The sequence below is a fragment of the Pseudomonas taiwanensis genome, assembly GCF_013393345.1.
In the GTDB taxonomy this organism is placed as follows: Bacteria; Pseudomonadota; Gammaproteobacteria; order Pseudomonadales; family Pseudomonadaceae; genus Metapseudomonas; species Metapseudomonas resinovorans_C.
Genome location: NZ_QJRF01000040.1, coordinates 192,593 through 216,992 on the forward strand (window position 1 = coordinate 192,593; position 24,400 = coordinate 216,992).

A 24,400-nucleotide genomic window follows, 5' to 3' on the forward strand; every position below is an offset into this window, starting at 1 on the left:
ACCCGCTCTCCTCCCTCACGAATGGACGCCGGGCAGCCGTACGGCTGGCGCCCTAGCCATCGCGCCGAGTTTTCCGGTAGAGGACCCTGGAGATGACAGCTCTTCAGCTTCGCGACATCCGCGACCCGTTACCCGATCCCGAACTCGACGCATACGTCAGGTTGGCCGCTATCGCGTGCCAGGTACCCATTGCCATGCTGACGTTCCTCGACAGGGAGCGAGAGTGGTTTGGCGCGAAGCTGGGGCTAGAACTCGGGGAGATGCCCCGTGCGGCCTCGTTGAACGCGGTGGTCGTGGCGTCCAACGAACTGGTTCATGTGGAGGATGCCTCCACGAATGAGCTTCTCCAGCACTGCACTCTGGTGACAGGGCCAACCGGTATCAGGCTCTTCGCCGGCGTTCCGCTCGCCGTGGCGGAACGAGGCGTGATCGGCGTGCTTTCGGTAGCGGATACCGCAAAGCGCAGCCTCGATGAGTCGCAGGTCGAAGCCCTCTGCTTGCTGGCTGGACAGATCTCGAACCTGCTTCAGCACAGGACCTCCCTACGAAGCCGGCTGGAGGCAGCCAGCAAGGAGGCTGATGAGCTCGATGGCCTGAAGGAGAGCCAGCGCACTTTACAGACCCTGGTCAGCAATCTCCCTGGTGTGGCGTATCGGAGTCTGAATGATATTTCCTGGCGTCTTGAAGTCGTCAGCGAGGGCTGCCATAAGCTCATCGGCTATTCCGCCGCCGAACTCATCAAGGGGACGGTCAGGATGGTGGACATCATTCACCCTGACGATATTCCCTCGCTCAGGCGCAAGGTTTCCAGATCCTTGAAGGCCAGGACACCCTACCAATCCACCTACAGAATCAGGACCGCGACGGGGCAGACCAAGTGGGTCTGGGACAAAGGGTGCGGCGTCTACTCCGCGGACGGAACAGTGCTCGCGCTGGAAGGCTTCATCACCGACATCACCGAGCAGAAGCACGCCGAAGAATGTATCCGCAGAATGGCCTATTTCGATGAACTGACAGGCCTGCCCAATCGCCTATCCATGAGGGATACACTTAATGCAGCAATCTCCACCTCAGGCGACTCGCACGATCCTGTCGCCCTGCTTCATATCGAAGTCGACAACTTCCGTGAGATCAACGAGACATTGGGCTACCGCGAAAGTGACCGGCTGCTGCAGGAGGTTGCGACAAGGCTGCGCGAGGCTGTAGTCGCCAACGAAATGGTCGCCCGTATTGCCGAATCCGCTTTCTCGGTATTGCTTCCAGGAATGGATGCCAGCCATGCGGTGCAAGCCGCGCGAAAGGTACTGGAATCGTTGAGCTCGCCGTTCGAGCTGGACACCCTGCTGGTGCCCGCTGACTGCAGCATCGGAATCACTATGTTTCCGGGGCATGGCAGTGACCCCGATTCGCTGTTGCGTCGCGCGAATGTTGCGCGTTATGGCGCCAGGCACAGTGCGGAAAAGGTTGCCGTATATGCTGGCGCACTCGACAGTGACAACGCTCAGCGGCTGATCCTGATGACCGACCTGCGTCGCGCCATCGACGGCGACGAGCTACGTCTGATGTTCCAACCCAAGCTGCGAATGCATTCAAGGCGGGTGAGCGGCGTGGAAGCACTGGTGCGCTGGCAGCACCCTGAGCATGGTCTGATGGGCCCAGGCCAATTCATCGGTTTTGCTGAGAGCGCTGGACTGATCACCCGGCTCACACATTGGGTACTGGCGGCTGCCGTTCGCGAAAGTCATGTCTGGCATGGCTCCGGCCATGCCGTGCCAATTGCGATCAATCTTTCGCCCTATGACATTCGAGACCGGCAGTTACTCGAGCAGATCTCGAGGGCCCTGGAGACCTGGGGCGGCACACCGGACTGGATCCAGTTCGAGCTGACCGAGAGCTGCATCATGGAAGACTTGTCCATTGCGCGGCACGTCCTCACGCAGCTCCGCGAAGCAGGCTTCAAGCTGTTCATCGATGACTTCGGAACCGGATACTCGTCCCTCGCCTACCTCCGAAATCTTCCGGTCGACTACATAAAGATTGACCAGTCATTCGTGAAGGACCTCGACAGCGACAGCGACTCAGCGGCCATCGTGGAAACCATCATCAAACTTGCCCATAGCCTGGGCATCGAAGTGGTCGCTGAAGGTGTCGAGTCGGTTTCGACGATGCAGATGCTATCGAGCTGGGGTTGCGAGGAAGCTCAAGGCTACTGCATCAGCAAACCGATATCCGGGCATGACTTCCTGGCATGGAACAAGGTCTTTGTGTGAATAGCGGCCCACAACGACCTTGTCGGGCTGCTAGATCGCTCTTGAGGACAGCATTTCCTGGATCTTCTGGGTGGCCTCACGGGTCCGTGCCGCGAGCTTCTTCACCTCGTCAGCCACCACTGAGAATCCACGTCCCACATCACCGGCTCGTGCTGCTTCGATAGCAGCATTGAGGGCAAGCATGTTGGTCTGGTCGGCAATACCCTTGATCACGCCCACGACCTGCGAGATTTGATCGTAGGTTGCCTGCATTCCAGACACTTCCCGTGCATGGATGGTCTCGGCCAGCTTCTCGTCCGAGATGTCCCGTACGGCTCCAATGATGCGAGAAAGCGTGCCATTGCAGTCCATGACACCCTGCCCCCTTTCCCGGTACCAGACCTCCCCCCTGGATTTGTGCCTCATTCGGTACTCGACCGTATAGGGAAGGGAAAGGTCTCCCACACGCAGGTATTCGGTGACCACCTTCACGACCTGCTTCAGGTCATCCTGATTCACGATTGAGAAGTAGCCCTCCCAGTCGTCGTTGAAATCCCGCTCCGAATAGCCCACAAGTTCGCGGAACTGCTTTGACCAACGCAGCTGATTTCCCGGATGTTCCGGATCGCCGTCGACGATCAGCAGCTCCCAGCACACCTCGGTCAGTGCATTCCGGGTGACTTCCCAGACCCGTTCCTTCTCTCTGTACAGCGCCAACTGTTCGTTCAGTTCGGATAGCGTCAGGTTGCGCGCCTCGATCTCGCGCTGCAGCTCCTGAAATTCGTCCCGGGCCGTCTGCAGGCACGCCTTCAGGTCGCAAACCAGGGCGCTTTCAATCTCTCCCTGTAGCGGCTCACCTCCAGACGCCTCCTGGAGACTGAGCCGCCGTTCCAGCACATCGAAGCTGTCACTCAGCCAGGGATACTGCTCAATCAGCCCACCCTGGAAGTCGGGGATGGGCGAACCATTCAACAAAGACGAAATTCGCGAGCTGACTTCTTCAGCCAGACGCTTCAGCTTTCTTCCGGAAAACATGGGCCCTCCGCAAATACAGTGGATTCCATCATTGGCTCGCGCGCAAAAAAGAAGGGGCCGAACGCCGGGTCACGACGGGGCCCCAAAGGGTCACGCTCACACCTTGCGGCGCCTCGCGCAGCGGCAGGTTCCACTGGCAAGGCGAGCAATTTCTACATCACTGGGCCTGCACGGGGACCACGCCACGCCGCGAGAACAGGACGGGATTGTCATTGGCATCAAGCAGCGCAGCCGTCAGCGAAACCCCATCGGCCGTACGCTGCTCCATGAAGCTCAGCCCGCCGTCGCCGCTGCGCACCATCAACCCATCCAGGCCGACCACAACCACTTGCCGGCCGGCTACCGCCATGTCAGTGATGGAGCTCTTGCTTTTAAGGGAAACCCGCTGCCATTGCTGCCCATCCGCTGATCCATGCAGCAGCGTGCCGCGCTGGCCACCAACCAAAAGGGTCCCATCGGCCAGCACGGCGCCGGACCACAGGGTGCCTTCGTAGCCAGTGTCCAGATAGCGCCAACTTTTCCCCTGGTCATCGGAGCGCAACACCTGGCCACGTTCGGCAGTGGCAAACAGGTTGCCGTGGTCGTCCGCGAAAAGCCCCATCAGATTAAGGTCGGCGCGGCTGTATCCCTCCGGCGCTTGCAGCGACTGCTCAGTCCAGGTTGTACCGCCATCGTCGGTGGTCAGAACCAGCGACCAGAGGCCTACGGCCACGCCCTGCCGGGCATTGAAGAAATGCACAGCGAACAGCGGGCGATCTTCCTCACTGGACAGGCGCTGGACTTGCCAGGTGTCGCCGCCATCGCTGCTATTCAAGATCGCTCCCCAATGGCCGACTGCCCAGCCTAGCTTTTCATCAACGAAACTCACCCCGGTAAGAGGTGAAGAAAGCGGAACTGAGCGGGCCTGACGGAAACTTCTCCCGCGATCGTCGGACAGCAGTACGATGCCGTGATCACCCACGGCGACCAAGCGTCCATTGGCCCACGTAGCACTCAGCACAGTGGCCTGGGTGGCATAGCTCGACGGGGCCGCCGGCACGGCGTCCAAGGGCGCGGCCTGCAGAGAAGCCAACGGCAGCAGAGCGGTAAGCGCGGCCCCGGCGAGTGATTTAACGAATCTCATCATTCTCTCCTCAGTGCGCCAGCGCGCCAATCATGCGTACCGGGCGCTTGCGCGGGAACACTCGCTCCAGCCAAACGGCGAAGGCCGGTAGCACAGTCATGGCCATGACCATGTTGACCATGAACATGAAGGCCAGCAGCTTGCCCATGTCGGCCTGGAACTTGAGCTCGGAGAACGACCAGGTGGCGACACCAATGGCCAGGGTGATGGCGGTGAAGATGGTCGCCACACCGACCTCGAGCAGCGCATGCTCGACGGCCTTGGTGATCGGTTGGCCGTTGGCTTGGTGCAGTTGCAGGCGGTTGTAGATGTAGAAGGCGTAATCGACACCAATGCCCACCGCCAGCACCATCACAGGAAGCGTGGCGATTGTCAGGCCGATCTGCAGCTCCTTCATGAACCAGTAGCCGATGAAGGTGCCGATGGTCAGCGGCAGGCAGCACACCAGCACGGCACGCAAGTCGCGGTAGACCACGAACACCAGCAAGGCGATGGCCGCGTAGACGTACAGCAGCATTGGCGTCTCGCTCTTCTCCACCTCCTCGTTGATGGCCGCGAGCACCCCAGCGTTGCCCGAGGCCAGGCGCACCGAAACGCCTTGCATAGGGAACTCGGCACGGAAGGTCTTGGCGGCTTCGATCACCCGCTTGATGGTGGTGGCCTTATGGTCTGCCAAGTACAGATGTACGGCGGTCATGCTGCAATCGGCGCGCATGATTCCCGAGATACGAGCGACCTCGGTGGCCAGCGAGGAGTAGTTCATCGAGTCAATGGGGACCGTGCTCATCTTCGGATTCCCCTCGTTGTAGCCCTCGTTGAACTGGCGCATGCCGGTCGAGAACGAGGCAACCGACAGGACCCCGGGAACGCCTTGCATGGCCCACACGAAGCGGTCCTGGTATTGCCCCAAGGCCACATTCTCGCAGGCGCCGACGACCTCGCCGGACTCATCCGACTGGACCTCGAAGACCACGCTCAGCCAGTCCAGGCCGATGTCGTAGTTACTGGCGATGGACACCGCATCGAGATTGAAGCGGGAGTCCTCGCGCAGTTCCGGCGCACCGGCCTGTAGCGTACCAACCACCCGATCATGGCTTTGCCAGACCGCCACGGCGAACACCACCCCTGCCGCAACCAGCACCAACCGGGCATTGCGCCAATCGGCGAGGCGGGCCAGGCCGTGCAACCAGCGGCTGCGGCGCTCACGGGAAATTTCCTCGGCAGCGGCGTAGCGGCCGTCGACCTTCAGCATCGAGGCCACCAACGGCAGCATCACCAGGTTGGTGATGATCTTGTAGGCCACGCCAAGGGAGGCGGTGATGGCCAGCTCGCGCACCATGGGAATCGGGATCAGCAACAGCGTCACGAAAGACACGAAGGCAGTCACCAACGCCAGGGTGCCAGGAATCAGCAGGCCGCTGAAGCTGGAGCGCGCGGCCTGCTCAGCACTCTTGCCACAGGCGATTTCGCGCACTATGTAATTGATCTGCTGCACGCCATGGGAAACACCGATGGCGAACACCAGAAAAGGCACCAGCACAGCTAGCGGATCGAGGCCGTAGCCGAGCAGACGCAGGCTGCCGAACTGCCAGACCAGCGAGGTCAACGAGCAGCCCAGCGCGAGCAGGGTGAAGCGCACGGAATGGCAGTACCAGTACACCGCGGCGGCGGTCAGCAACAGCGCCAGCAGGCAGAACTCCAGTACTGCGGAAGCACCATCGGCGATGTCGCCGATCTGCTTGGCGAAGCCGATTATCTGGATCTCGAACTTGGCGTCCTCGAACTTCGCGCGAATCTGCTGCTCCAGGACCCGGTTGTAGGCCACGTAATCCAAGTGGGCGCCAGAAGCATCGACCTCGTTGAGTTCGGCGGTGATCATCGCACTGCTCTGGTCACGCGAAACCAGGGTGCCAATGAAGCCTCCCTGAGCCGTGGAGCTGGCAATCTTGCCGATGATCTCTTTGTCGAGGCGCTCCGGTGTCACCGTGCCGGGAATCAACGGGTCGGCGCGGAAGCCCTCCTCGGTGATCTCGTTGACGAAAGAGTTGGGCGTCCACAATGACTGCACGCTACTGCGCGAAACGCTGGGCAGGAAGGTCACCGCCTGGGTTACGTCATACAGGCGCTTGAGCCCCTCCACGCTCCAGATATCCCCCTCGCGCGCCTTGACGACTATGGTCAGGCGATTCGCCCCGATCAGGTCATTACGGTAGGCCCGAAAGGTCTCGACGTACTCATGACCGATCGGCAACTGCTTCTCAAAGCCAGCGTCCATGCGCAGCTGCACGGCAAACCAGGCCATGCCTAGAGTGAAGGCGGCCAGCAGCGCCAGTACTGCCCAGCGCTGCTTGAATAGCCAATCCTCCAGGCGTGGCAGCACGCCACGCCTCTTCACTTCGGTTATTTCTACAACAGGAGTGTTCACAGCATGCCTCACAGAGAGTGCGAAACCGACAGGCCAACGTAATCCCGATCACGCAGCAGTTGGTCGTATGGGGTATCGCCATCGTTGAACTTCGCGTAGTTCAGGCTGACTTGCCAGTTACCCGGGTTGCGCACGAAGTTCACATAGAAATTCATCGCGCTGGCGTCTCGGGTATAGGTCGAATAGATCGATGGCGTGCGGCCATTGCCCAGGGAGCGCTGGTAATAGACTCCCGGCGTCACCGTCCAGCCTGAGATGACCGTGCCGTCATAGGTCAGGCTGAAGTCGACATGCATCCCAGAGGAACTCTTGTCGCCGTGGGCTCTAGGCGGAAACTGCGACAGATCTGCAACCCAGGTGTTGCCCCCCGCAGCAACCAGCTCCCCGTCGTAGCTGTCATGCAGCCCCGGGTATTTCACCAGCACCAGTTCCGACAGGAAGGTACCCGTACTGGCCCCGGTGAACTCGAGGAAGTCCGGGGAGTTGGCATTGGTCAGGCTGTAGATGCCCGTCAGGTGCCACTGGAACTTCTTGGTGTCCTTCCAGCACTCCCCTCCCCGTCCCGAACAAGGAGCAGGGCCAAATGCGAGGCCGGGCAAGGGATTGAGCGGTACTGCCTCCTTGGGGCGATAGGACAGCTCGGTGCCCACGGCCCAGTCGCCGATCGGCCCGTTGGCGCTGATGCCGTAAAGCATGCGGTCTTCCGGGTAGACCCATGTGGGCGCGAAAGTCGCCTGGTTGTAGTTAACCTGCGGCAGCTTGTCGTGATATCGCATCACGTAGAAGCCGTAGTTAACGTCGCTATCCTCAGGCTGCCAGCGCACGGAGAGCCCCCATTGACCACTGTCGCGGGCATCCTTGTCGTCGTATCCATAAGCTTCCATGCCCTCGCCGATCACGTTGTAAGTCGACCAATAGCTGCCCACTGGCGGCAATTCGCTCTTGTTCCAGCCGAACTGGTAATACGCCTCGACGTTCACGCCGTAGCCCAGCCCCGTGGCGACGCTGAGCATAGGTGCCGGCAGCACGGCTTCCTTGAGCTGAACCCCTGGACTTGAAAGCGCCTGGAAGTCATAGGAGTTGGTGGCATTGATGCCACCAATTGCGAACAGGCTCTCACCCCAGTTGATGACCTGATTGCCCAGGCGCGCGCGAACCCGCTGGTCGGCCACATCAAAGCTCTTGCTTACCCACAGATCGAGTAGGCGCGCCTTGAATTTCAGTTCGTCACGCGCATCATCGGTCAACCCATCGCTGCCAATATCTGACCCCAAGGCCTGCCGGAACTGAGTTTCGGCTCCCAACGCCCCCGTCGTATCGGTAGCAGCGAAGTCACGTTTCCAGCTACCGCGCGCCATGAAGGTGAAGTCCTCGGGGAACTTCAACACCAACTCGTGGACACCCTTAACGTAGTTGGTGAACAGATCGCCCTTGCCATAGTTCATGTTGCCCTGATCGCCGATACCGGAAACGGTCGGGTCCAGGCAGCCGGCGGGCGGATTGTGGCCACCGGCACCAGCATTGATCAGGTCACACCCTGGAGACTGGGTACGCACACCCATGCCCGCCGAGATAGTTGAGTCAAAAGAGCCACGGATATTGTCCGTCTCGAAGGTAAACCCCACGGCCAGCGGTGCGGCACACGCAATGGCCAGGCCCGATGCTTGGGAAATTATTCTTTTCATGTCGGCACCCTAATTCGCGGTTATCGCTCGCTGATGGAGCGCAGGTTGTCGGAGGTATAGAAGTCGCGCTTCATGCGCGGGTTGTTGCCGCCCTCGGTGATCCAGCGGTGGTCATCCTTGCCCGCGCCAACCGAGGTCATGTCATACAGATAACGACCATCGACCAGGTTGTACTGAACCTGAGCCTCCATATCGCAGCTGCCGGTCTCGTACACCGGGATGGTGAAGCCCTCACGCACCTTCCAGATCTGCCCCTGCTTGTCGTAGTCGACCGCCATCAGGCCGTTCCAGCTGTCCTCGTCGATGTAGAACACGCGCTTCGGCGCCTGGTGACGCATACCCTGGCGCACGGTGGCCTCGACCACCCAAACGCGGTGTTGCTCGTAGCGACGGAACTCGGGCGCGATGGCGTCGTCCTTGGCGAAGCTCTCGACCTTTGCAGAGGTGTCATAGGCGCCGAAGGAGTTGTAGGGCACGATCAGCTCCTGCTTGCCGACCAGCTTCCAGTCGAAGCGATCCATCGGGCCGTAGAAGATGTTGGACTCATCAATGGTGTACTGATTGTCCAGACCGATTTGCGGTGCGTCATAGGAATAAGCCGGCATGCGACGCACCCGACGCTGGCCTGGGAAGTAATAGAAGGTAGTGGTCTGCTCACCCGCCTTGGTGGTGAGCACGCCGGCCTGACCGGCCAGCGAAACCGGATCGAAATAGGAGAAGTAGGTCGCTGTCTCCAGACCATCGGTCGAGGAAAACAGCTTGCTGCCCTTCTCGCCCCAAGGCGTGAACATTGTCCAGTCCAGTGAGGTGTTCAGCCAGTCGCCTCCGGCCTTGCGCGGGGAAATACCGGAGATGGTCTTGGTCATGTGAAAGCCGACGCCACGGTAGTGCATCTTCATGTTCCACATCACTTCCGCACCAGTAGTGGGCTGCGGGAAGGGGATGCCGGGGACGTGGGCCTCTTCCAGGGCAAGACCGCTTGCGTCGAGCTTGGCGAAGCCTACGTTCTTCCTGGTGTTTTCGGCGACGAAATCAGGCACACCGCAGCTGCGACGGGTCGGGTACACGTCCATGCGATAGCCTGGGATCTTCTTGAACAACTCCAACTGCCCAGGCGAAAGCTTGCTCGCGTATTTCGCAACGTTGTTGGAGTCGATGCTGAAGAGCGGCTTGTCATCCTTGAACTTCCAGTGCTGGCCACGCACCTGGCCGTAGCTCCACCCCGAATCCTGCTGACCCGGCGGCGCCCAGGCTGGAATCACCCCATCAGCACTCGCGGCAACCTCCCCTCCCAACGGCGTTAGCGTGGTGCCCAGCAGGGATGCATCGCTCTCCGCAGCCTGAACCGAACAGAAGGCGGCCGATGCCGCCAGCGCTACCAGTAGTTGCCTGACTCCACCTGCGATGGAGTTGCCGACATCGGGGCGCTGAATCACGTCTTTCATTGGGAGGTCCTCATGGGGCTTTAACCGGCGACCGGAGCTTCCTGGAAGGAAGAATCGGGCTGTGCCAGACTTCTGGTCATTCGACTTGATCACTTGACCAAGTCAATCGATCAAAAGCAAACCATGTGCCAATCAGAAGAAATGATTTTTCTCTTTATATATCAATAACTTAATTTTTTATAACAACTGTGATGTGGTACTTGAACACCCACCACGCACCAATTTGCGTCAAGCGCATGCACCAACCTGGGAATTTACGAAACGAGTGTTACCTAATTCAACTATGCAGAAGAAGACAGACACCGGGTACGCATTCCACGCCGAATGGCTTTGCTAAAGCATAGGCGCCATTAACAGATACATATCGCTCCATGACGCCGCGAAGTGGCATGGGGTAGCATCCGCCGGCGCTGCCCCAACCCGGGCATTGGCGGCATAGCGACAGGAACGGAGAGACTTTCATGGCCAGAGTGGGCGCTGAACTTCGCAGGCAGGATTTCGTGAAGGCGACGGTCAAGGTGATCGCCGAGCATGGCGTGGCCAATGCCACCACACGGCGAATCGCCGCTGAAGCCGGTTGCCCCCTTGCCTCGTTGCACTATGTATTCCGGACCAAGGACGAGCTTTTCTATGCCGTCTACGAATCGCTCTTCACCCTGCCCCAGCAGACCCTCGACCAAGTACCTGCCGGAACGACCCCGTCAGAGACGGCGGCGGAGATGCTGCGCCAATTGGTCAACTGGTTCTCAACCAATCCAGAACTGGCCCGGGCGCAGTCCGAACTGTTCTTCTGGACCATGCGCAACCAGCCTGAGATGGCCAGCAAGATCTACTCCGTGGGTGTCGAGGCAACTGAACTGGCCCTTGAGCGCACCATCGGCAACCGTCTCGACCAAGCGGCGCTCAAGGCCACCAGCCGCACACTCATCCTGCTGTTCGACGGCCTGCTCGTAGCCTGGACCGCCCACAGCGACCTCGAGCGCCTGAAGGCGGAAACCGAAACGGCCTGCCAAGCGCTGGCCTTGCTGGTGGGTAGTCACTGAGTCTGCAGCACTCGGGGGCTCCTACCAGCGTGAAAGCATGGGAACCCTCGCAGGATCCCCATAGGACGACAGCGTCAGTGCCCACCTGTTCGCAGGTGCCGGATGGTTCCTCTATCCAAATACAGCCGCGACTCGCCAGTAACTGCTAGGGCCATATGCTCCAGCAGCTTGTTCATGTGGGTGAGCTGGGCCAAGCGCTTGTCCTGGCTCTGGCCATGGAAGTAGCGGTAGTAGATCTGCTGGACGATGCCGGCTAGGCGGAACAGGCCGTAGGTGTAGTAGAAGTCGTTGGGCCGCTTCTTCGCGGCGCAAGGTATCGGAAGCGGCCAGTGCATCGGCCGCGACCCTCAAGCAGATGTTCCTGCACGGCGCCGGAGTCTGATCGGCGCCTTTCCGCCCCGACTACAAACTGCTGACCAGATGGCCGCCATCTACCGCTAGGACGCTGCCAGTCATGAAGGAGCCCGCATCACTGGCCAGCAGCAGGAATGGCCCTTCCAGCTCCTGAAGCTCACCTAGGCGACGCATGGGCACCATGGCGCGGATGTAATCGCTGCCCTTGTCGCCCTCGAAGAAGGTCTCATTCATTTCGGTCTTGAAGTAGCCAGGGGCAATGGCGTTGACGCGGATACCGTAGCGCGCAAGTTCCAGGGCCAGTGACTTGGTCAGTTGCACCACCCCAGCCTTGGCGGCGCAGTAGTGACTGTAGCCCGTCGCCACGCGCAGTCCGAGGATGGAGGCGACATTGACGATGCTGCCTCCGCGACCGCTGCGGGCCATGCGTTGGCCGGCGACCTGAGCCACGCGCCAGACACCATCGAGATTGGTGGAGAGCATGGCCCGCCAATCCTCTTCACTGATCTCCAGCGGTCGCTGACCATTTCCAATACCAGCGTTGTTGAGCACCACATCGACCACACCGAAGTGGGCTTCGGCCGCATCGAAGGCAGCCTCGACGCTAGCCCGGTTGGTGACGTCCAGGGTAACCGGCAGCGCATGGCCATCCTCCCACTCGATATCAGAGGCCAGTTGCTGCAACCGCTCGATACGCCGAGCCGCCAGTACCACGCGCGCGCCCGCACGTGCAGCCAGTCGAGCGAGATGCGCGCCGATGCCACTGGACGCACCGGTGATCAGTACCACGCGATTGGCAAGGGAAAAGTTTTGAACGTAACTGGAAGTCATGGGAGAACCTCGAAGAGATAGGACTGGCAATCCTCCCAGCCGGCGAACAAGCCAGGCGAAATGCCGGAGCAAAGTTGATGCGAGTACGGGACACCTCGTATCCCGGCGTGCAGAAAGCGAGGAACCAGGAAGAGCCCATCAAGCATGCGCTGCCTGGCTCCCCGCCTTCTCCGGAAGCGCTGCTGTGCAAGGGCTGGCGTGGTCACCCTTGAACTAACCCACTTCCGGAGCAGGGGGGACTCTTAGAACCGCTCTATGCGCTTCCGGCCAGCGGCCACCAGGCGCTTCAGCAGCGGTGCCGGTTTGAACCACATCTCGCCGTATTCACCCAGGCCCTGCCGGTAGCGCTGAAGACCAAGCAATACAGTATCGAGACCCAGCTGCTCGGCGTAGTGCATAGGGCCGCCCAGGTGGGCGGGGAAGCCGTATCCGTTGATCCACACCAGGTCGATATCACTTGTGCGCAGGGCAATGCCCTCATCCAACAGTTGAATGCCTTCGTTGATCAGCATGAACAGGCAGCGCTCCAGAATTTCCTGGTCGTCAATCGGGCGCCGGGATATTTGCAGCTCGTCCGCCAGGCGCTCGGCCAGGGCGATCACCTCCGCGTCGTCTTTTCGATTCCGCCCCTCATAGAGGTAGAAGCCTCGCCCGGTCTTCTGGCCATACCGCCCCATGGCGTACAGCTCGTCGCCCAGGCGGCAGTAGCTCTCGTCGTGGGCGATGGCGTCCCGGTTGGAATCGCGCACCAGGAAATTCACATCGATACCGGCCAGGTCGAGCATGCTGAATACGCCCATGTTCAGGTCCAAGTCAGTAAGCACGCGATCCACCTGGGCCGGCGTCGCGCCTTCCAGCACCAGGCGATGGGCTTCGCGGGCATATGGTTCGAGCATGCGGTTGCCAATGAAACCGAAACAAACGCCGGAAATCACCGGCAACTTGCCGATGCGCCTGGCGATGTCCAGGGTAGTGGCCAGCACGTCGGGCGCGGTGGCCCTGCCGCGCACGACCTCGAGCAAGCGCATGGCATTGGCGGGGCTGAAAAAGTGCAGCCCTACTACATCTTGAGGGCGAGCCACGGTCGCCGCGATGGCGTCTACATCCAACGACGAGGTGTTGGTCGCCAGGATCGCGCCCGGCTTGCACACCTTTTCCAGGGTGCGGAACACCTGCTGCTTGACCTCCAGCTTCTCGAAGACAGCCTCGATCACCAGGTCGGCCTCGGACAAGTCGGCGTAGTCGAGCGTGCCGAAGATCAGGTCCATGCGCGACTCCACCTGCTCGGCTTGCAGCCTGCCACGTCGAACGCTGATCTCGTAGTTACCCCGAATCTGTGTCAGGCCACGGTCCAGGGCCTTGCCATCGGTCTCCAGCAGGGCGACCGGTATACCGGCATTGGCGAAGCTCATGGCAATCCCGCCGCCCATGGTGCCGGCGCCTATCACCGCGATTCGCGCGATTTTGCGCAGAGGTAGATCGGCCGGCACGCCTGGAATCCGGGCCGCCTCGCGCTCGGCAAAGAACACATGGCGAAGCGCCTTCGACTGACGAGACGACTCTGCCTGTTTGAACAGCGCCAACTCCCTCAGAAGCCCCTCATCGAGCGGCAACAGAGAGGCCGCCTCCAGGGCCGACAGCACCAAGCGCGGCGCAAGGCGGCTTTTCCAGCTCGGCTCGTGCTCAGCGCGATAGCGGGCGAGGAAGTCATCCGGCAGGCCCTCCGCCGGCTCCGGCCAAGCTTCCGCTGGCCGCGCCGGCGCCCGGCAGGCGATCAGCTCATACGCATATTCGCGAGCTTCATCCAGCAACCGCTCCGTGCTGGGGGCGATGCGGTCGAGCAAGCCCAACAGACGAGCATTCTCGGCATCGATCTGCTTGCCCGAGAGAATCAGGTTCAGCGCGGACTCAACGCCGATCAGGCGCGGCAGACGTTGCGTACCACCCGCCCCTGGCAGCAACCCCAGGTTGATCTCCGAAAGACCGACACGCAGGCTCGGTTCGCCGATGCGGTATCCGCAAGCCAGGGCCAGTTCCAATCCACCACCCAGTGCGACCTTACCCAGGGCTGCGATCATCGGTTTATGAATAGCGGCCAGGCGCATCAGCATGCTGGGCAGGTCCGGCTCGGCGAATGACGCTTCGGTGCCGAACTCCTTGATATCGGCCCCAGCGCTGAACAGCCCACGCTCGCCATGGAGAATGATGGCCTGCACCCTGGAGTCGGCCGCGGCACGCTCACAGGCATCGGACAGGGCAGCGCGGAGAGTTTGGTCAAGCGCGTTGACCGGCGCGCGGTCCAGACCAATCAAGGCCAGACCCTGCTCAAGGCGGTAATGGATCAGCTCACTCATTAGGCATCCTGTTAACAGCGTCAGGGTAAATCGGACTGGAACTTCGAATGTTGAACAAATCTTGGAGTCCGTTCCCTGCTGGCAGACCCAGCCAGGCTTGCATTGAGTCGTGGCCCAGGTGCCGTTCACTGCTCTCAGAGATGTCTGAACACGTCGTCGATGCTGGAGATCATGCGAGCAGGCTGGGGATATGAGGCGCTAGCCTCAACCGGCGCTTTTTTGGAGTAACAGATGACCGCCGTTATCAGGGTCACGACCAGGCAAGCAAGCAGCAGTTGGCGCATGGAGACCTCCGTCATTCAGCTATTGGCCGAATGCAGAACCTTGTTGTTATTGGACTCACGGGCCTGAGTTTGCGTCTGGCCGAACGGCAAAGCTTCACAGATCACGCCACAAAATGTTCAAATCATGATTGACGTCCAAAGCAGCCATATCGCCGGATAGCAGTCGCGGGCATCCAACCTACCACCCAGCGGGAGCGCCCCATGGCTTTAGCAGTCCCCTCGCCAGGCGATTCGAAATGACCTCCTTCGTCCGGGGCATTGCCCTGTTGGGCTTCGACGATTTCGCCCGCAGCCAGGCACTGGACCCACACTCGCTCCTCGCCGAAATCGGACTGCCCGTAGACGACTTGGATGGGCCCATTTCGGGGGAAAGGTTCGCTGCTCTACTGGAGCTCTGCGCAGCACGCACAGATAACCCGCTTTTTGGCTTGCAGTTTGGACTTCACCAGGGCACCCACGCTGTGGGTGACCTGTTCTACCTGATCAACAGCTCCTGCTGCCTGGGCGAAGCACTAGAAGCGCTGATCCGCTATTACCACGTCCACAGCAGCGGCGCGGAACTCCGCCTCGAACGACACGGTAACGAAGTGCGCCTGCGCTTTGATGTAACGGACGCTGATGCGGCCTCGGTCCGTCAAACCGTGGAGCTGGCCATGGCGGTAGCATTGCGCCTCATACAGACGCTAATCGGCAGGGACTGGAAGCCCAATGAACTGCTCATGCGTCATTCCCCTGTTGAAAAAGCGGGGGTATACCGCTCACTGCTAGGCATCGCCCCTCGGTTTGACAACTCAGTGAACGCATTGGTCTTCGACGCCACGCTGCTGGCTACCAGACTCAGCGCTAGCGATGATCGCTTCCAGCGGCTCATCCGGAGACACTTCGATGAGCTCGCGAAGCTCAACTTGCAGGAGCTACCGCACTACGTGCAGAAGCTTTTGCGCAACCGGCTCCCAGGCGGCAATGTCACCGTCGAACAGGTCGCCGAATTGATGATGCTCAGTCCCAGAACGCTGCAACGCTACCTCCAGGCCGAAGGTACCGGATTTCAACAACTGCTCGACAGCACCCGGCAGTCCATGGCCATCCGTTACCTGCGAGACTCGTCCATCAGTCTGACCCAGCTCTCCGGGCTACTTGGATACAACAGCCTCGGCGCTTTCTCCCGCGCGTTCAGCCGCTGGACCGGGACCAGCCCACAGAAGTGGAAGCAACAGCAAAGGCGTCTGACACAAACAACGGACGGAGCCGCCGATGAATAACGCCGGCATTTCGCTGTCCCCCTTCGTGCGAGCCCTTAGCCTGACTGGTTTCGATGAGTTTGCTACGAGCCTGGGGCTCAACTCAGCGGAAATGCTGCGCAGGGCGTCCCTCCCCGCAGATATCCTCAGGCGGCAAGATGGCATCATCTCCTACCGCCGCTACTGCGATCTGCTCGAACTATGCGCCCGACAGTCGGGCAAATCGCTGTTCGGGCTGCACTATGGCCTTCATCAGGGCATCACGGTGTTCGGCGATCTGCTGTACCTGATCCGCAATACGGGAAGTGTCGGTGATGCCTTTACCGAACTGCGCGCGAACTTCTCCCTGTACAACGGCGCGGCAAATATTGACCTGGATGTGCAAGGCAAACAGGCCGTCCTCAGCTTCAGAGTCAACGATGCCAATACCCCCGGCCGGTACCAGGCTGAGGAGCTTGCATGCGGCGTTGCCGTGCAACTGATGCGCACGTTGGTGGGCGGCGCCTGGCAACCTGACAAGATACTTCTGGGACATCCCCCACTCGACCAGGCGCCCGCTTACATGGAAGCCCTGAGGTGCCGGCCAACTTTCTCCTCCTACTGCACCGGCCTTGCCTTCGACGCGGCGACGCTCGCTTTGCCGCTCAGTACGGGAGATGAAGGATTGCGCCAAATGATTGCGGATCACCTGGGCAGAATCGAGCGCCTTGCGGCCGATGAGCTCCCCCAATACATCAGGCAATTGCTCCGCGATCTCCTTCCAAGCGGCCGCGCCACTGTGGAGAAAGTCGCCGACTGCCTGGCCCTCCATCCTCGCGTGCTGCAGAGACGCATGACGCAGGAAGGTACATCCTTCCAAAATCTGCTGGACGACACCCGCCAGGACATGGCAGGCCACTACCTGCAGGACCCCACTATCAGCATGGCGCAGCTGGCAGGCTTACTCGGCTACTCCAACCCCAGCGGCTTCAGCCGCGCTTTCCATCGCTGGTTCAACGCGACGCCACTGGAGTGGCAACGGCAACAGAGCACCAAACGGCAACCTCGTCTATTGCGTGGCCGACGAGCGACATGATGCGGCCTGGTCGAATTTTTCCGATCGTAGCGCAGCAGGCAGTAATCGCAGAATGAAAAAACCCGACTTCACTAGGAATATCAGGGGTTTGCTTGAAACGGAAAGTGGCAGTAAAGGAGGGATTCGAACCCTCGATTTGTCCAAAGCACACAATACTTGTTTGAGAGTCCATTCTACGGGCGCTGCCAACCTACTCAAGAAGCAATGCTGTACCACTCTGCCGTCCAGTCGGAGTCAGGAGGCCAATGAGTGCCGCTGCCCAACCGGCAAACCGCTCCGCAGCGAATAGCGCGCCTTCACCCAACAGAGGTCGCAGGTAACCAAGGCCAACGCCATGATCTACCGCTCTAGCCGAGTCGCCTGCGCCACCTGCCCGCTGAAATCAATGTGCTGCCCAACACGCCGAACCGAAAGATCGTTCGCAACATCCATGAGGCTACTCGCGACGTAGCTCGACGCATCGCCAAGGCACCGGAGCATCTCGTCTCTCGAGATATGGATAGAAGAGGCAACCATCGATAGAGCACCACCGTGAACATTCAGGACGCCACCCTCGCCCTCTTCCTTGCGGGACGTACTCACGGCAACAACGCTGCCATCAAAGCTACGGCCAAGCGCTGCACCAAATTGCTACCGCGCAGCAAGCGCGACCTGATGTTTGCCATTGTCGACAGTGCCGAGCCGCTCCGCCTGGTTAACTACTTGGCGGCGCACTTGGACTAGGCAGACCCCGAACCTCGTCGACCACCAGGCTCGGCGAGAGCGGCCGCAACTGGCCGGGAAAAAAGCCGGCGCTGTCCACGTAGCGCAGCGCCGATTTGGCATCGCGCCAGCCGACATAGCCCATCAGGGCCTTCTGATCCCAGCCGCTGCGCGTGGCCCAGGTAGCGAAACCACGGCGCAGCGAATGGCTGCTGTACAGCTCGGCCGGCAACCCGGCCCCTTGCAACACCGCCCTGAGCAGCGGGATCACGCTGTGTGGGTGCAGTGCCTGCTCGCTCAGGTGCCCCCAGCGATCGATGCTGCGGAACACCGGCCCGCGCGCGATGCCGGCGACGCTGATCCAGTCGCAATACGCCTGCACCGGACACAGCCGCGCCAGCGCCGGCGCCGGGTAGGTCTGCCCCTGGTTGTCGCGGTCGCCCTTGCTCCACGGCAGGAACAGCTGCATGCCCTCCCCGGCCCGTACCTGAATGTGCTCGACCTGCAGCCGGCACAGCTCGTCGCTGCGGAAGGCGCGCCAGAACCCGATCAGCAACAGCGCGCGGTCGCGCCAACAACGCAGCAGCCGCGGCAGGTCACCCTCTGTTCGCGCCCTTTCCCCGATCTGTTCCAGCCACATGACGCACTGCTCCAACTCGCGCAGTTGCAACGGCTCGGCCTGCTTTTCGGGTTTCGGGTGCAGGGTGCGGATGCCCTTCAGCACCTGACGCACCAGCGGCGTCTTGGTCGGGTCGGGAAAGCCCTGGCTGACATGCCACTGCGCCAGCGCGGCCAGGCGCAGTTTCAGGGTGCTGCTGGCGAGGGTGCCGGCATGGTCGACCAGGTAGCGCACGATGGCGTCGCTGGTGGCCGGCAGGCGACCACCCCAGCTCACCTCGAAGTGCTCAATCGCCTGCTGGTAGCTGCGCCGGGTATTGGCCCGGGTGCTGGCCTGCAGGTAGCGCTCGACGTCCTGCTGCATCGCTCCTCCCCGCCTTGGCGTACCGCCTTTCGACACCAATTCGTTCAAAACCCGGACTGACGTTGGATAATTCGTGATTATCCAATCTTAATCTAGATATCAGCTGGCGAGAAACTTGTACAAAATTTAGAATGTAAATACATAGTATGTATATCGGTACGAAATCGTAGGAGGTCGAAATGGCGCGTGGTGGGATCAACAAGGCGGTGGTGCAGAAAGCCCGTACCGCCCTCCTCGCCCGTAGCGAGCACCCAAGCATTGATGCGGTGCGGATTGAGCTGGGCAATACCGGCTCGAAGACCACCATTCACCGCTATTTGAAGGAGCTGGAGGCCACAGAACAGGCTCGCGCCAAGACACCGATTGGCTTCAGTGAGCAGTTGGCGAACCTCGTGAACCAGTTGGCTGAGCAGATGCAGGACGAAGCGCGCGCCGCCGTGGCCCAGGAGCGTGAGCAGTTGGCCCAGGAGCGCCGCGGTTACCACGACCAGATTCACCAACTGGAAATTCGTAACCAGCAGCTTGAAACGTCCTACGCCACTCTCACCGAGCAGTTACAGGTCGTGCAGCAGGGATTGCAGCAGGAACAGCAGTTACGTCAGCTGGCGGACGTCGAGGTGGCGCGGCTGCAGCAAGCCGAGCACGACCAAGAAGCCCGCCTGCAGGACCGCGAGGGGCAGATCCGTTCGCTGGAGGAGAAGCATCAACATGCCCGGGATGCTCTGGAGCACTTCCGGCAGGCCAGCAAGGATCAGCGCGAGCATGAACAGCGCCGTCACGAGACGCAGGTGCAGCAGCTGCAATTGGAAATGCGGCAGCTGCAACAAACGCTGATGATCAAACAGGACGAGTTGACCCAGCTCAACCGCGATAACTCTCGCCTGTTAGCGGAAGCCCGTCAGCAACAGAAAGACCTGCAATCTCTGCAGCGGCAACTGGAGCAACGCGAACAGACCCTGGCGAGAGGGATGCACACTTGGGCCCAGGTTGAGCAGGAGAACAGCGCCTTGCAGGAACGCTGCGATGGTCTACAGGGTGAAGTTATCCGCCTGAGCGAAGCCCGGGACACTCAGGGTCGACAGATGCAGGACCTCCAGGAGCGCCTGATCGGAGCTCTGGGGCAGCCAAAACTCGATGGAAAGCCTCCAGCGGAGGCCGGTGAACAGAATCACACCTGAATCCGGAAGACGCTGCTGAGGTTACCGAGGAGGCGCAAATGACACGCCCTCCTCCACAAACATACCTGTGCCATAGTGCGAACCCGGGAGTTTCTTGTCGAGCCTCCCTGAAAGCTGGGCCGCAAGGAGATTATCCGGGCTGAGGTCACGCGGCTGCTTCGCAACTTTCCCACCGTGGTGATGTAATGCTCTCGGGGCCACCCCAACCTCTCGAAGAACCTACCCATACGGGCTCCGGCGATACAGGGCTAGCTAAGTTCGGCGGCGCGCGGTTGCTTCACCTACGTCACGCCCAGCGCAACAGCCAGCAGATTGACCATTGATCGCAATTGTCGACACCAGCCGTAATCCAAGTGTCTTGGTCTGATTTGTCGCCTAAATGGCCATTGCATCGCTGAAAAACGCGTGTTCTCTTTGTCCCGTGTCCTAGGACTCGGGACAGGTAGATACGATACACAAAAGTATGTCAAGACATTTATAGCGCTAAATCCATTGAAACGATGCGCATTTCTTTTCAAAGCTACCTGATTCGTCAGGAACTTTGTTTTAGCCCTGCGACGAATAGGATTAAGTTACTACCAAAAGCATCCGGACCTCGATATTTTCCTTCGAATACCTTGATAACCGAATCTCCACCCACAGCGTCGCCCGCCATACGCCCAAGATCTTTAAGGGAACGGGGCCACACAAATCTCGCTGCTTCCACTACTCTTGAGATAACTTTTACCTCACTTTCGTTGAATAGACCAACGATCCAGCCGAGCAATAACAAAGCAACCATTCTTTGATTCGGATTGCTTCTAGCAACCCCCATCCTGAGACATTCATCATACGTGAAGTCGCCATGAGCTATCGTTACACAATCATCAGAGAGAAGATATCTCGCAACACCGGCCGGGACACGAGTAGTTCTAAGCCTAAGTAGTAAAGAGAAAACCAAAATATAAACGCAGCCCAGATCTAACTCATCATCGGGTCTTCCTTCGCAAGAAGCACTCCTCAAGCCTGATGACTGCACCTGCATAAACGCTCGCTGAACACGACTGATTAGCCTATTAAATTGATTGAGCAGATTTATATGCGTTGCGTTTGGAGTTTCGAACTGCCCTCTCGGAATCCCGTAATTTACAGCATCAGAAAATGCGAGCCACGCCTTATTTTGCAGCGCCCAGGTAGAATTTAACGAGGACAAAAGGCACTTATGCTCATGGCAATAAACATATCTTACATCGCACCAACTCATTCTCCAGCATGGAAGTCCGTACTCCTTTACATCACTTAGCAAACAGTGCGGACAGTAACAAGAGCGAAAATCACTATCGAGAAGAAACAATTTTTGGCAATTGAAAACACCCCACACAATATATTCAGGAATGTTCCACCCTAAAAAGAACTCATGAAAATCTTCTTCCCTGACCGGTGCCTCAAAACGAGAATCGCTGGAGTTATAAATCTGACTTACCCTTAGCCAGGCAGCATCCAAGCACTGATATTTTCTTTGTGCACAACGAAAAGACCAAGAGTAGAGTGTCTCTCCGCAAACTGACGCAGGTAAGCCTCTTATTTTCATGTCATCTCCTGAACCCGAGCGAGGTCTCACCGATTATTTGCCGTACCCCCATCGACTGAGCTTTGCCTTCTCTAACATTTCGATTGAAATCCTCTCCTCTCCACAAAAAATCGCGTATGCCGCGGCAGACTTTATTAAATCAACCACCAACCCCATCACGCCACCGGTCTCTTTTAGCAAGAACTTAACAATCTCAGGTGAGTACAGCGCCGAGGGGTGTTTCAATGGTAGGTTTTCTTCAATGCTAGCCAAAAATCTTCGGAACGTTTCATTTTCAGTCCACGGATGCAGAAGCATCATGTGATATCGCCTCGACAACTGGGAATCATGGTTCAGCGCATGTTTAGCGTAATCGGTGCCAAATCCAATCACAGAGATAAAGTATGGAGGGCCAGAGAGACTTTTGAGAACTGAAAGATTTCGCTGCTGCTCAACCTTGCCAAGTAACAGGGCGTCGTGAAATTCATCGATGACAATTCCCCTTATATTTCTTAGGCGAATGAAAGCCGCTAGTTCCGATGGCATTGTTCCCGCCTTTCTTGAGGCAACAAGCGGGATCCCCATCGCAACCAAAATTCGCTCTTTGAACTTAAGGCTACCGACGTCCTCTGCAAGATTCATAAACGCTAATCGCGAGTCCTGTGATTTCTCGTACTTCTTCAACAATTGCCCAACAAGGCTAGACTTTCCGGTTCCAGGCTCTCCGCAAACCAGCATACACGGGGCTTGAGTTGTTCTCGGAACTTCTAAAATATTAGATATTGCTCGCAGAACATCCGACGCCTGCGGGATGTCAACCCATATTTCTTGACTAAGAACCTGCACCCTTTCTTCCATGCCAAGATCAAACAATGCCCTTCGAGACTCCTTTACGTGATTGAAGTTCACCTAGGCATCCTCACTGTCAAATGGCGAAGGCTTCTCGGAGTAGTTAATGCTCTCGACCGAAACTTGCAACTGCGGTTTAGAATAATTTTCATGAAGGTGACTTCCAAGATATTCGCGCTCGGCCGCCTCCCTTTTACGCGCTCTTCTGGTTAGCTTCTTGCTTTCCTTGACTATATCTTCATTTTTCCTCGTTTTATCAGCCCTATCTTCATGGTGCATCCATGCACTTATACTTTTGCCGCCCGGCTTAAGTTTTGAGATTCGATGCTCCTCAAAACTTATGTCAGCCTTTGTCACATCGGAGTAATTTATTGCAATATATTCACCGTCGATTTTTACCCAAACTTTCTGCATGGAGAAAGGATCATATTTTACAATTACATTTCCTCTGCCTATATATGGAGTTAGTGCAGGAGACCAGTACCATAAATTACTAATTACTACACCCTTGGCATGAATGGATCTTCGTATCTCAGGCATAAAGTCAAGCCTAAACCTAAATGGATCGTTTACCAGGGGAGGATATGTATACCCTCCTGCCGATGAGAAGTACTCAATCCATTTTTCAGCCGGAGCCATACCCAGTGCCCTGTGTTCTGCCCCATGGTATTTCTCGACCTCGCCCACGAACCACCTTGAAAACTCTCGAAATGTCATCGCAGCAGTTTTGTCACTGTCATAACCTTTCCGCTTCTGGGTGTTGGACAAGGTAGTGCCTGGCAAAAAGTGAACATGAGTCGTCATCAATGTACCGATTAACCGCTCCACGTGGCCCCCGAAATGTTTTTTCCCTAGCGGCCTCCACTTAGTATTAATATTATGTATTGCGCAGGCCTTGGATAACTTCGGAGTTTTAAACTCCTTCGCATTATCCATGTGCAGGGTTTTCATAACGCCAAAGAATGGATAATTCACATCCTCGCGATCGAGACTCTTTAGATATGGCTGTTTTGGAAATACAGAATTAGTGACTGCACATGCCACGCTCAATGTGGACGGCGCATGGTAGGCTAAGTAATATCCAATTATAACTCTAGAATAAACATCTATTAGTACTGTGAGCCATGGTCGCCCTAGCGGTTTTCGATCGATATCGCTGCACAATATTACATCCACAAGCGTGTGATCCATCTGAACCCACTCAAGTGGCGCACTTACATTGTGCCTACCGGGTTTTGCGCCATAATGGTCTTCCGCGGCCGCTGCACCATGCTTTAATTTATGAGTTTCTTTTACACCCAGCCTCTTAACTCTTAACGCGACTGACCATCGGCTAGGCACAAGAAATTTACTTTCAGCACACCTATTCTTCACATCTCTATAGACAGCGGCCACAGTGGCTGCCTTCCCCTTAAACTTCTCTTTAATTGAAATTCTAATTATTTCCTCAATTTCCTTTGGGAGACGGGTTTGCCCCAGTTTTCTCCCCCTTGAATATCTAGCTAAAGACAATATGCCAAATTCCTGATCATACCGTTTTAGAAGTTGATAAAACCTGGCCCTCTTCAAGCCCGTCATTCTCATAGAATCCTCTAGAGACTGTATACCTGAAAGATAATCTCTAACGGCCTCTTCTCTTTTTTGACAAATCTCAACTTCTTCATTAGACAGATTCTCGCTGAATTTGAAGCTGTAATGTTTTTCACCATCCCCGTCAACTTGCGATGAATTGGTGGGAATCAGAACTATTTCACTTATATCAACAGAGGTTTCTATTCTTGTAGAAAGCAAATATACGCGAACCCTTGCATTACTTTGACAGTCAATTACTTTTGCCGGTTCTCCGTCTACTACGACGTGTAAACCGGGGACAATAGAAGTCTCCATTGCTCAATCGCTCTGTCGGGATAGGATAATTTGTGTGGACGGTGTGCTTAGCTTGCGCAGAAGCTAGTTAAAAACTAGATTTTTTCAAGAATCGAGGAGGGAAAGTATG

Annotated in this window: 17 protein-coding genes and 4 pseudogenes; 7 read left to right on the top strand and 14 right to left on the bottom strand. The window is 58.0% G+C overall.

The window, feature by feature from the left end:
• Positions 1 to 92: 92 nt before the first annotated feature.
• A complete protein-coding gene (locus DM872_RS06870; RefSeq protein ID WP_179058757.1) occupies positions 93 to 2,270 on the top strand; it encodes a putative bifunctional diguanylate cyclase/phosphodiesterase in 2,178 nt (725 codons plus the stop codon).
• Positions 2,271 to 2,318: 48 nt separating this feature from the next.
• On the opposite strand, the pseudogene DM872_RS30860 reads toward DM872_RS06870, so the two are convergent.
• From DM872_RS30860 to DM872_RS06895, 6 genes and pseudogenes are all read right to left on the bottom strand, one after another.
• Positions 2,319 to 2,531, bottom strand: a pseudogene (locus DM872_RS30860) (methyl-accepting chemotaxis protein); the annotation flags it as partial.
• Between the two features lie 30 nt (positions 2,532 to 2,561).
• Positions 2,562 to 3,284, bottom strand: a pseudogene (locus DM872_RS06875) (PAS domain-containing protein); the annotation flags it as partial.
• A 157-nt stretch (positions 3,285 to 3,441) separates the two neighbouring features.
• Positions 3,442 to 4,407: a WD40/YVTN/BNR-like repeat-containing protein gene (locus DM872_RS06880; RefSeq protein ID WP_179058759.1), complete on the bottom strand. Its 966-nt coding sequence runs from the start codon at positions 4,405 to 4,407 to the stop codon at positions 3,442 to 3,444.
• Positions 4,408 to 4,417: 10 nt separating this feature from the next.
• Complete coding sequence (locus DM872_RS06885; protein ID WP_256873315.1) at positions 4,418 to 6,709, bottom strand: efflux RND transporter permease subunit; 2,292 nt, start codon at positions 6,707 to 6,709, stop codon at positions 4,418 to 4,420.
• A gap of 131 nt (positions 6,710 to 6,840) precedes the next feature.
• Positions 6,841 to 8,517 carry a DUF1302 domain-containing protein gene (locus DM872_RS06890; protein WP_218649105.1) on the bottom strand — a complete coding sequence of 559 codons (1,677 nt, stop codon included), beginning with the start codon at positions 8,515 to 8,517 and terminating at the stop codon, positions 6,841 to 6,843.
• Between the two features lie 20 nt (positions 8,518 to 8,537).
• Entirely contained in the window at positions 8,538 to 9,962 is a 1,425-nt protein-coding gene (locus DM872_RS06895) for a DUF1329 domain-containing protein (RefSeq protein ID WP_179058761.1), read from the bottom strand.
• Between the two features lie 461 nt (positions 9,963 to 10,423).
• On the opposite strand from DM872_RS06895, the gene DM872_RS06900 reads away from it, so the two are divergent.
• On the top strand, positions 10,424 to 11,005 hold the full coding sequence (locus DM872_RS06900) for a TetR/AcrR family transcriptional regulator (protein ID WP_179058762.1): 582 nt from the start codon (positions 10,424 to 10,426) through the stop codon (positions 11,003 to 11,005).
• A 74-nt stretch (positions 11,006 to 11,079) separates the two neighbouring features.
• Here the strand turns inward: DM872_RS06900 and DM872_RS06905 are convergent.
• The 4 genes and pseudogenes from DM872_RS06905 to DM872_RS06920 form a co-directional block, all read right to left on the bottom strand.
• Positions 11,080 to 11,292, bottom strand: a pseudogene (locus DM872_RS06905) (hypothetical protein); the annotation flags it as partial.
• Positions 11,293 to 11,407: 115 nt separating this feature from the next.
• The gene (locus DM872_RS06910) at positions 11,408 to 12,190 is read right to left on the bottom strand and encodes an SDR family NAD(P)-dependent oxidoreductase (protein WP_179058763.1); all 783 of its coding nucleotides are present in this window, start codon (positions 12,188 to 12,190) and stop codon (positions 11,408 to 11,410) included.
• 242 nt (positions 12,191 to 12,432) lie between these two features.
• Entirely contained in the window at positions 12,433 to 14,544 is a 2,112-nt protein-coding gene (locus tag DM872_RS06915) for a 3-hydroxyacyl-CoA dehydrogenase NAD-binding domain-containing protein (protein ID WP_179058764.1), read from the bottom strand.
• Between the two features lie 134 nt (positions 14,545 to 14,678).
• Positions 14,679 to 14,828 carry a hypothetical protein gene (locus DM872_RS06920; protein WP_179058765.1) on the bottom strand — a complete coding sequence of 50 codons (150 nt, stop codon included), beginning with the start codon at positions 14,826 to 14,828 and terminating at the stop codon, positions 14,679 to 14,681.
• A 236-nt stretch (positions 14,829 to 15,064) separates the two neighbouring features.
• On the opposite strand from DM872_RS06920, the gene qhpR reads away from it, so the two are divergent.
• From qhpR to DM872_RS06940, 4 genes and pseudogenes are all read left to right on the top strand, one after another.
• Positions 15,065 to 16,090, top strand: coding sequence for an AraC-like transcriptional regulator QhpR (gene qhpR / locus DM872_RS06925; RefSeq protein WP_179058766.1), 1,026 nt, complete (start codon positions 15,065 to 15,067; stop codon positions 16,088 to 16,090).
• A complete protein-coding gene (locus DM872_RS06930) occupies positions 16,083 to 17,144 on the top strand; it encodes an AraC family transcriptional regulator (RefSeq protein ID WP_218649107.1) in 1,062 nt (353 codons plus the stop codon). The genes qhpR and DM872_RS06930 overlap by 8 nt, the downstream gene beginning before the upstream one ends.
• A 232-nt stretch (positions 17,145 to 17,376) precedes the next feature.
• Positions 17,377 to 17,636 (top strand): annotated as a pseudogene (locus DM872_RS06935) (IS5/IS1182 family transposase); the annotation flags it as partial.
• A 39-nt stretch (positions 17,637 to 17,675) separates the two neighbouring features.
• Positions 17,676 to 17,867 (top strand): DUF7740 domain-containing protein, encoded by a 192-nt coding sequence (locus tag DM872_RS06940; RefSeq protein WP_179058767.1) that lies wholly within the window; start codon positions 17,676 to 17,678, stop codon positions 17,865 to 17,867.
• Here the strand turns inward: DM872_RS06940 and DM872_RS06945 are convergent.
• On the bottom strand, positions 17,839 to 18,828 hold the full coding sequence (locus DM872_RS06945; protein WP_179058768.1) for a site-specific integrase: 990 nt from the start codon (positions 18,826 to 18,828) through the stop codon (positions 17,839 to 17,841). The two genes, DM872_RS06940 and DM872_RS06945, sit on opposite strands and share 29 nt — an antisense overlap.
• A 179-nt stretch (positions 18,829 to 19,007) precedes the next feature.
• Between DM872_RS06945 and DM872_RS06950 the strand changes: the two genes are divergently transcribed.
• Positions 19,008 to 20,006 carry a DNA-binding protein gene (locus tag DM872_RS06950; RefSeq protein ID WP_179058769.1) on the top strand — a complete coding sequence of 333 codons (999 nt, stop codon included), beginning with the start codon at positions 19,008 to 19,010 and terminating at the stop codon, positions 20,004 to 20,006.
• 532 nt (positions 20,007 to 20,538) lie between these two features.
• Here the strand turns inward: DM872_RS06950 and DM872_RS06955 are convergent.
• From DM872_RS06955 to DM872_RS06965, 3 genes are read right to left on the bottom strand one after another with little or no spacing between them, the layout of a single operon-like run.
• Complete coding sequence (locus DM872_RS06955) at positions 20,539 to 21,576, bottom strand: hypothetical protein (protein WP_179058770.1); 1,038 nt, start codon at positions 21,574 to 21,576, stop codon at positions 20,539 to 20,541.
• Positions 21,577 to 21,609: 33 nt separating this feature from the next.
• Positions 21,610 to 22,464 (bottom strand): TniB family NTP-binding protein, encoded by an 855-nt coding sequence (locus DM872_RS06960; RefSeq protein WP_179058771.1) that lies wholly within the window; start codon positions 22,462 to 22,464, stop codon positions 21,610 to 21,612.
• Positions 22,465 to 24,291: a Mu transposase C-terminal domain-containing protein gene (locus tag DM872_RS06965; protein WP_179058772.1), complete on the bottom strand. Its 1,827-nt coding sequence runs from the start codon at positions 24,289 to 24,291 to the stop codon at positions 22,465 to 22,467.
• Positions 24,292 to 24,400 lie beyond the last annotated feature (109 nt).

Bases quoted from the DNA above. Each gene is read 5' to 3' on its own strand.
- DM872_RS06950 (WP_179058769.1), top strand. From the start codon at position 19,008: ATGGCGCGTGGTGGGATCAACAAGGCGGTGGTGCAGAAAGCCCGTACC.
- DM872_RS06890 (WP_218649105.1), bottom strand. From the start codon at position 8,517: ATGAAAAGAATAATTTCCCAAGCATCGGGCCTGGCCATTGCGTGTGCC.
- DM872_RS06930 (WP_218649107.1), top strand. From the start codon at position 16,083: ATGAATAACGCCGGCATTTCGCTGTCCCCCTTCGTGCGAGCCCTTAGC.
- DM872_RS06885 (WP_256873315.1), bottom strand. From the start codon at position 6,709: ATGGCCTGGTTTGCCGTGCAGCTGCGCATGGACGCTGGCTTTGAGAAG.
- DM872_RS06910 (WP_179058763.1), bottom strand. From the start codon at position 12,190: ATGACTTCCAGTTACGTTCAAAACTTTTCCCTTGCCAATCGCGTGGTA.
- DM872_RS06955 (WP_179058770.1), bottom strand. From the start codon at position 21,576: ATGAAAATAAGAGGCTTACCTGCGTCAGTTTGCGGAGAGACACTCTAC.
- DM872_RS06920 (WP_179058765.1), bottom strand. From the start codon at position 14,828: ATGCGCCAACTGCTGCTTGCTTGCCTGGTCGTGACCCTGATAACGGCG.
- DM872_RS06915 (WP_179058764.1), bottom strand. From the start codon at position 14,544: ATGAGTGAGCTGATCCATTACCGCCTTGAGCAGGGTCTGGCCTTGATT.
- DM872_RS06880 (WP_179058759.1), bottom strand. From the start codon at position 4,407: ATGAGATTCGTTAAATCACTCGCCGGGGCCGCGCTTACCGCTCTGCTG.
- DM872_RS06945 (WP_179058768.1), bottom strand. From the start codon at position 18,828: ATGCAGCAGGACGTCGAGCGCTACCTGCAGGCCAGCACCCGGGCCAAT.
- qhpR (WP_179058766.1), top strand. From the start codon at position 15,065: ATGACCTCCTTCGTCCGGGGCATTGCCCTGTTGGGCTTCGACGATTTC.
- DM872_RS06870 (WP_179058757.1), top strand. From the start codon at position 93: ATGACAGCTCTTCAGCTTCGCGACATCCGCGACCCGTTACCCGATCCC.
- DM872_RS06965 (WP_179058772.1), bottom strand. From the start codon at position 24,291: ATGGAGACTTCTATTGTCCCCGGTTTACACGTCGTAGTAGACGGAGAA.
- DM872_RS06900 (WP_179058762.1), top strand. From the start codon at position 10,424: ATGGCCAGAGTGGGCGCTGAACTTCGCAGGCAGGATTTCGTGAAGGCG.
- DM872_RS06895 (WP_179058761.1), bottom strand. From the start codon at position 9,962: ATGAAAGACGTGATTCAGCGCCCCGATGTCGGCAACTCCATCGCAGGT.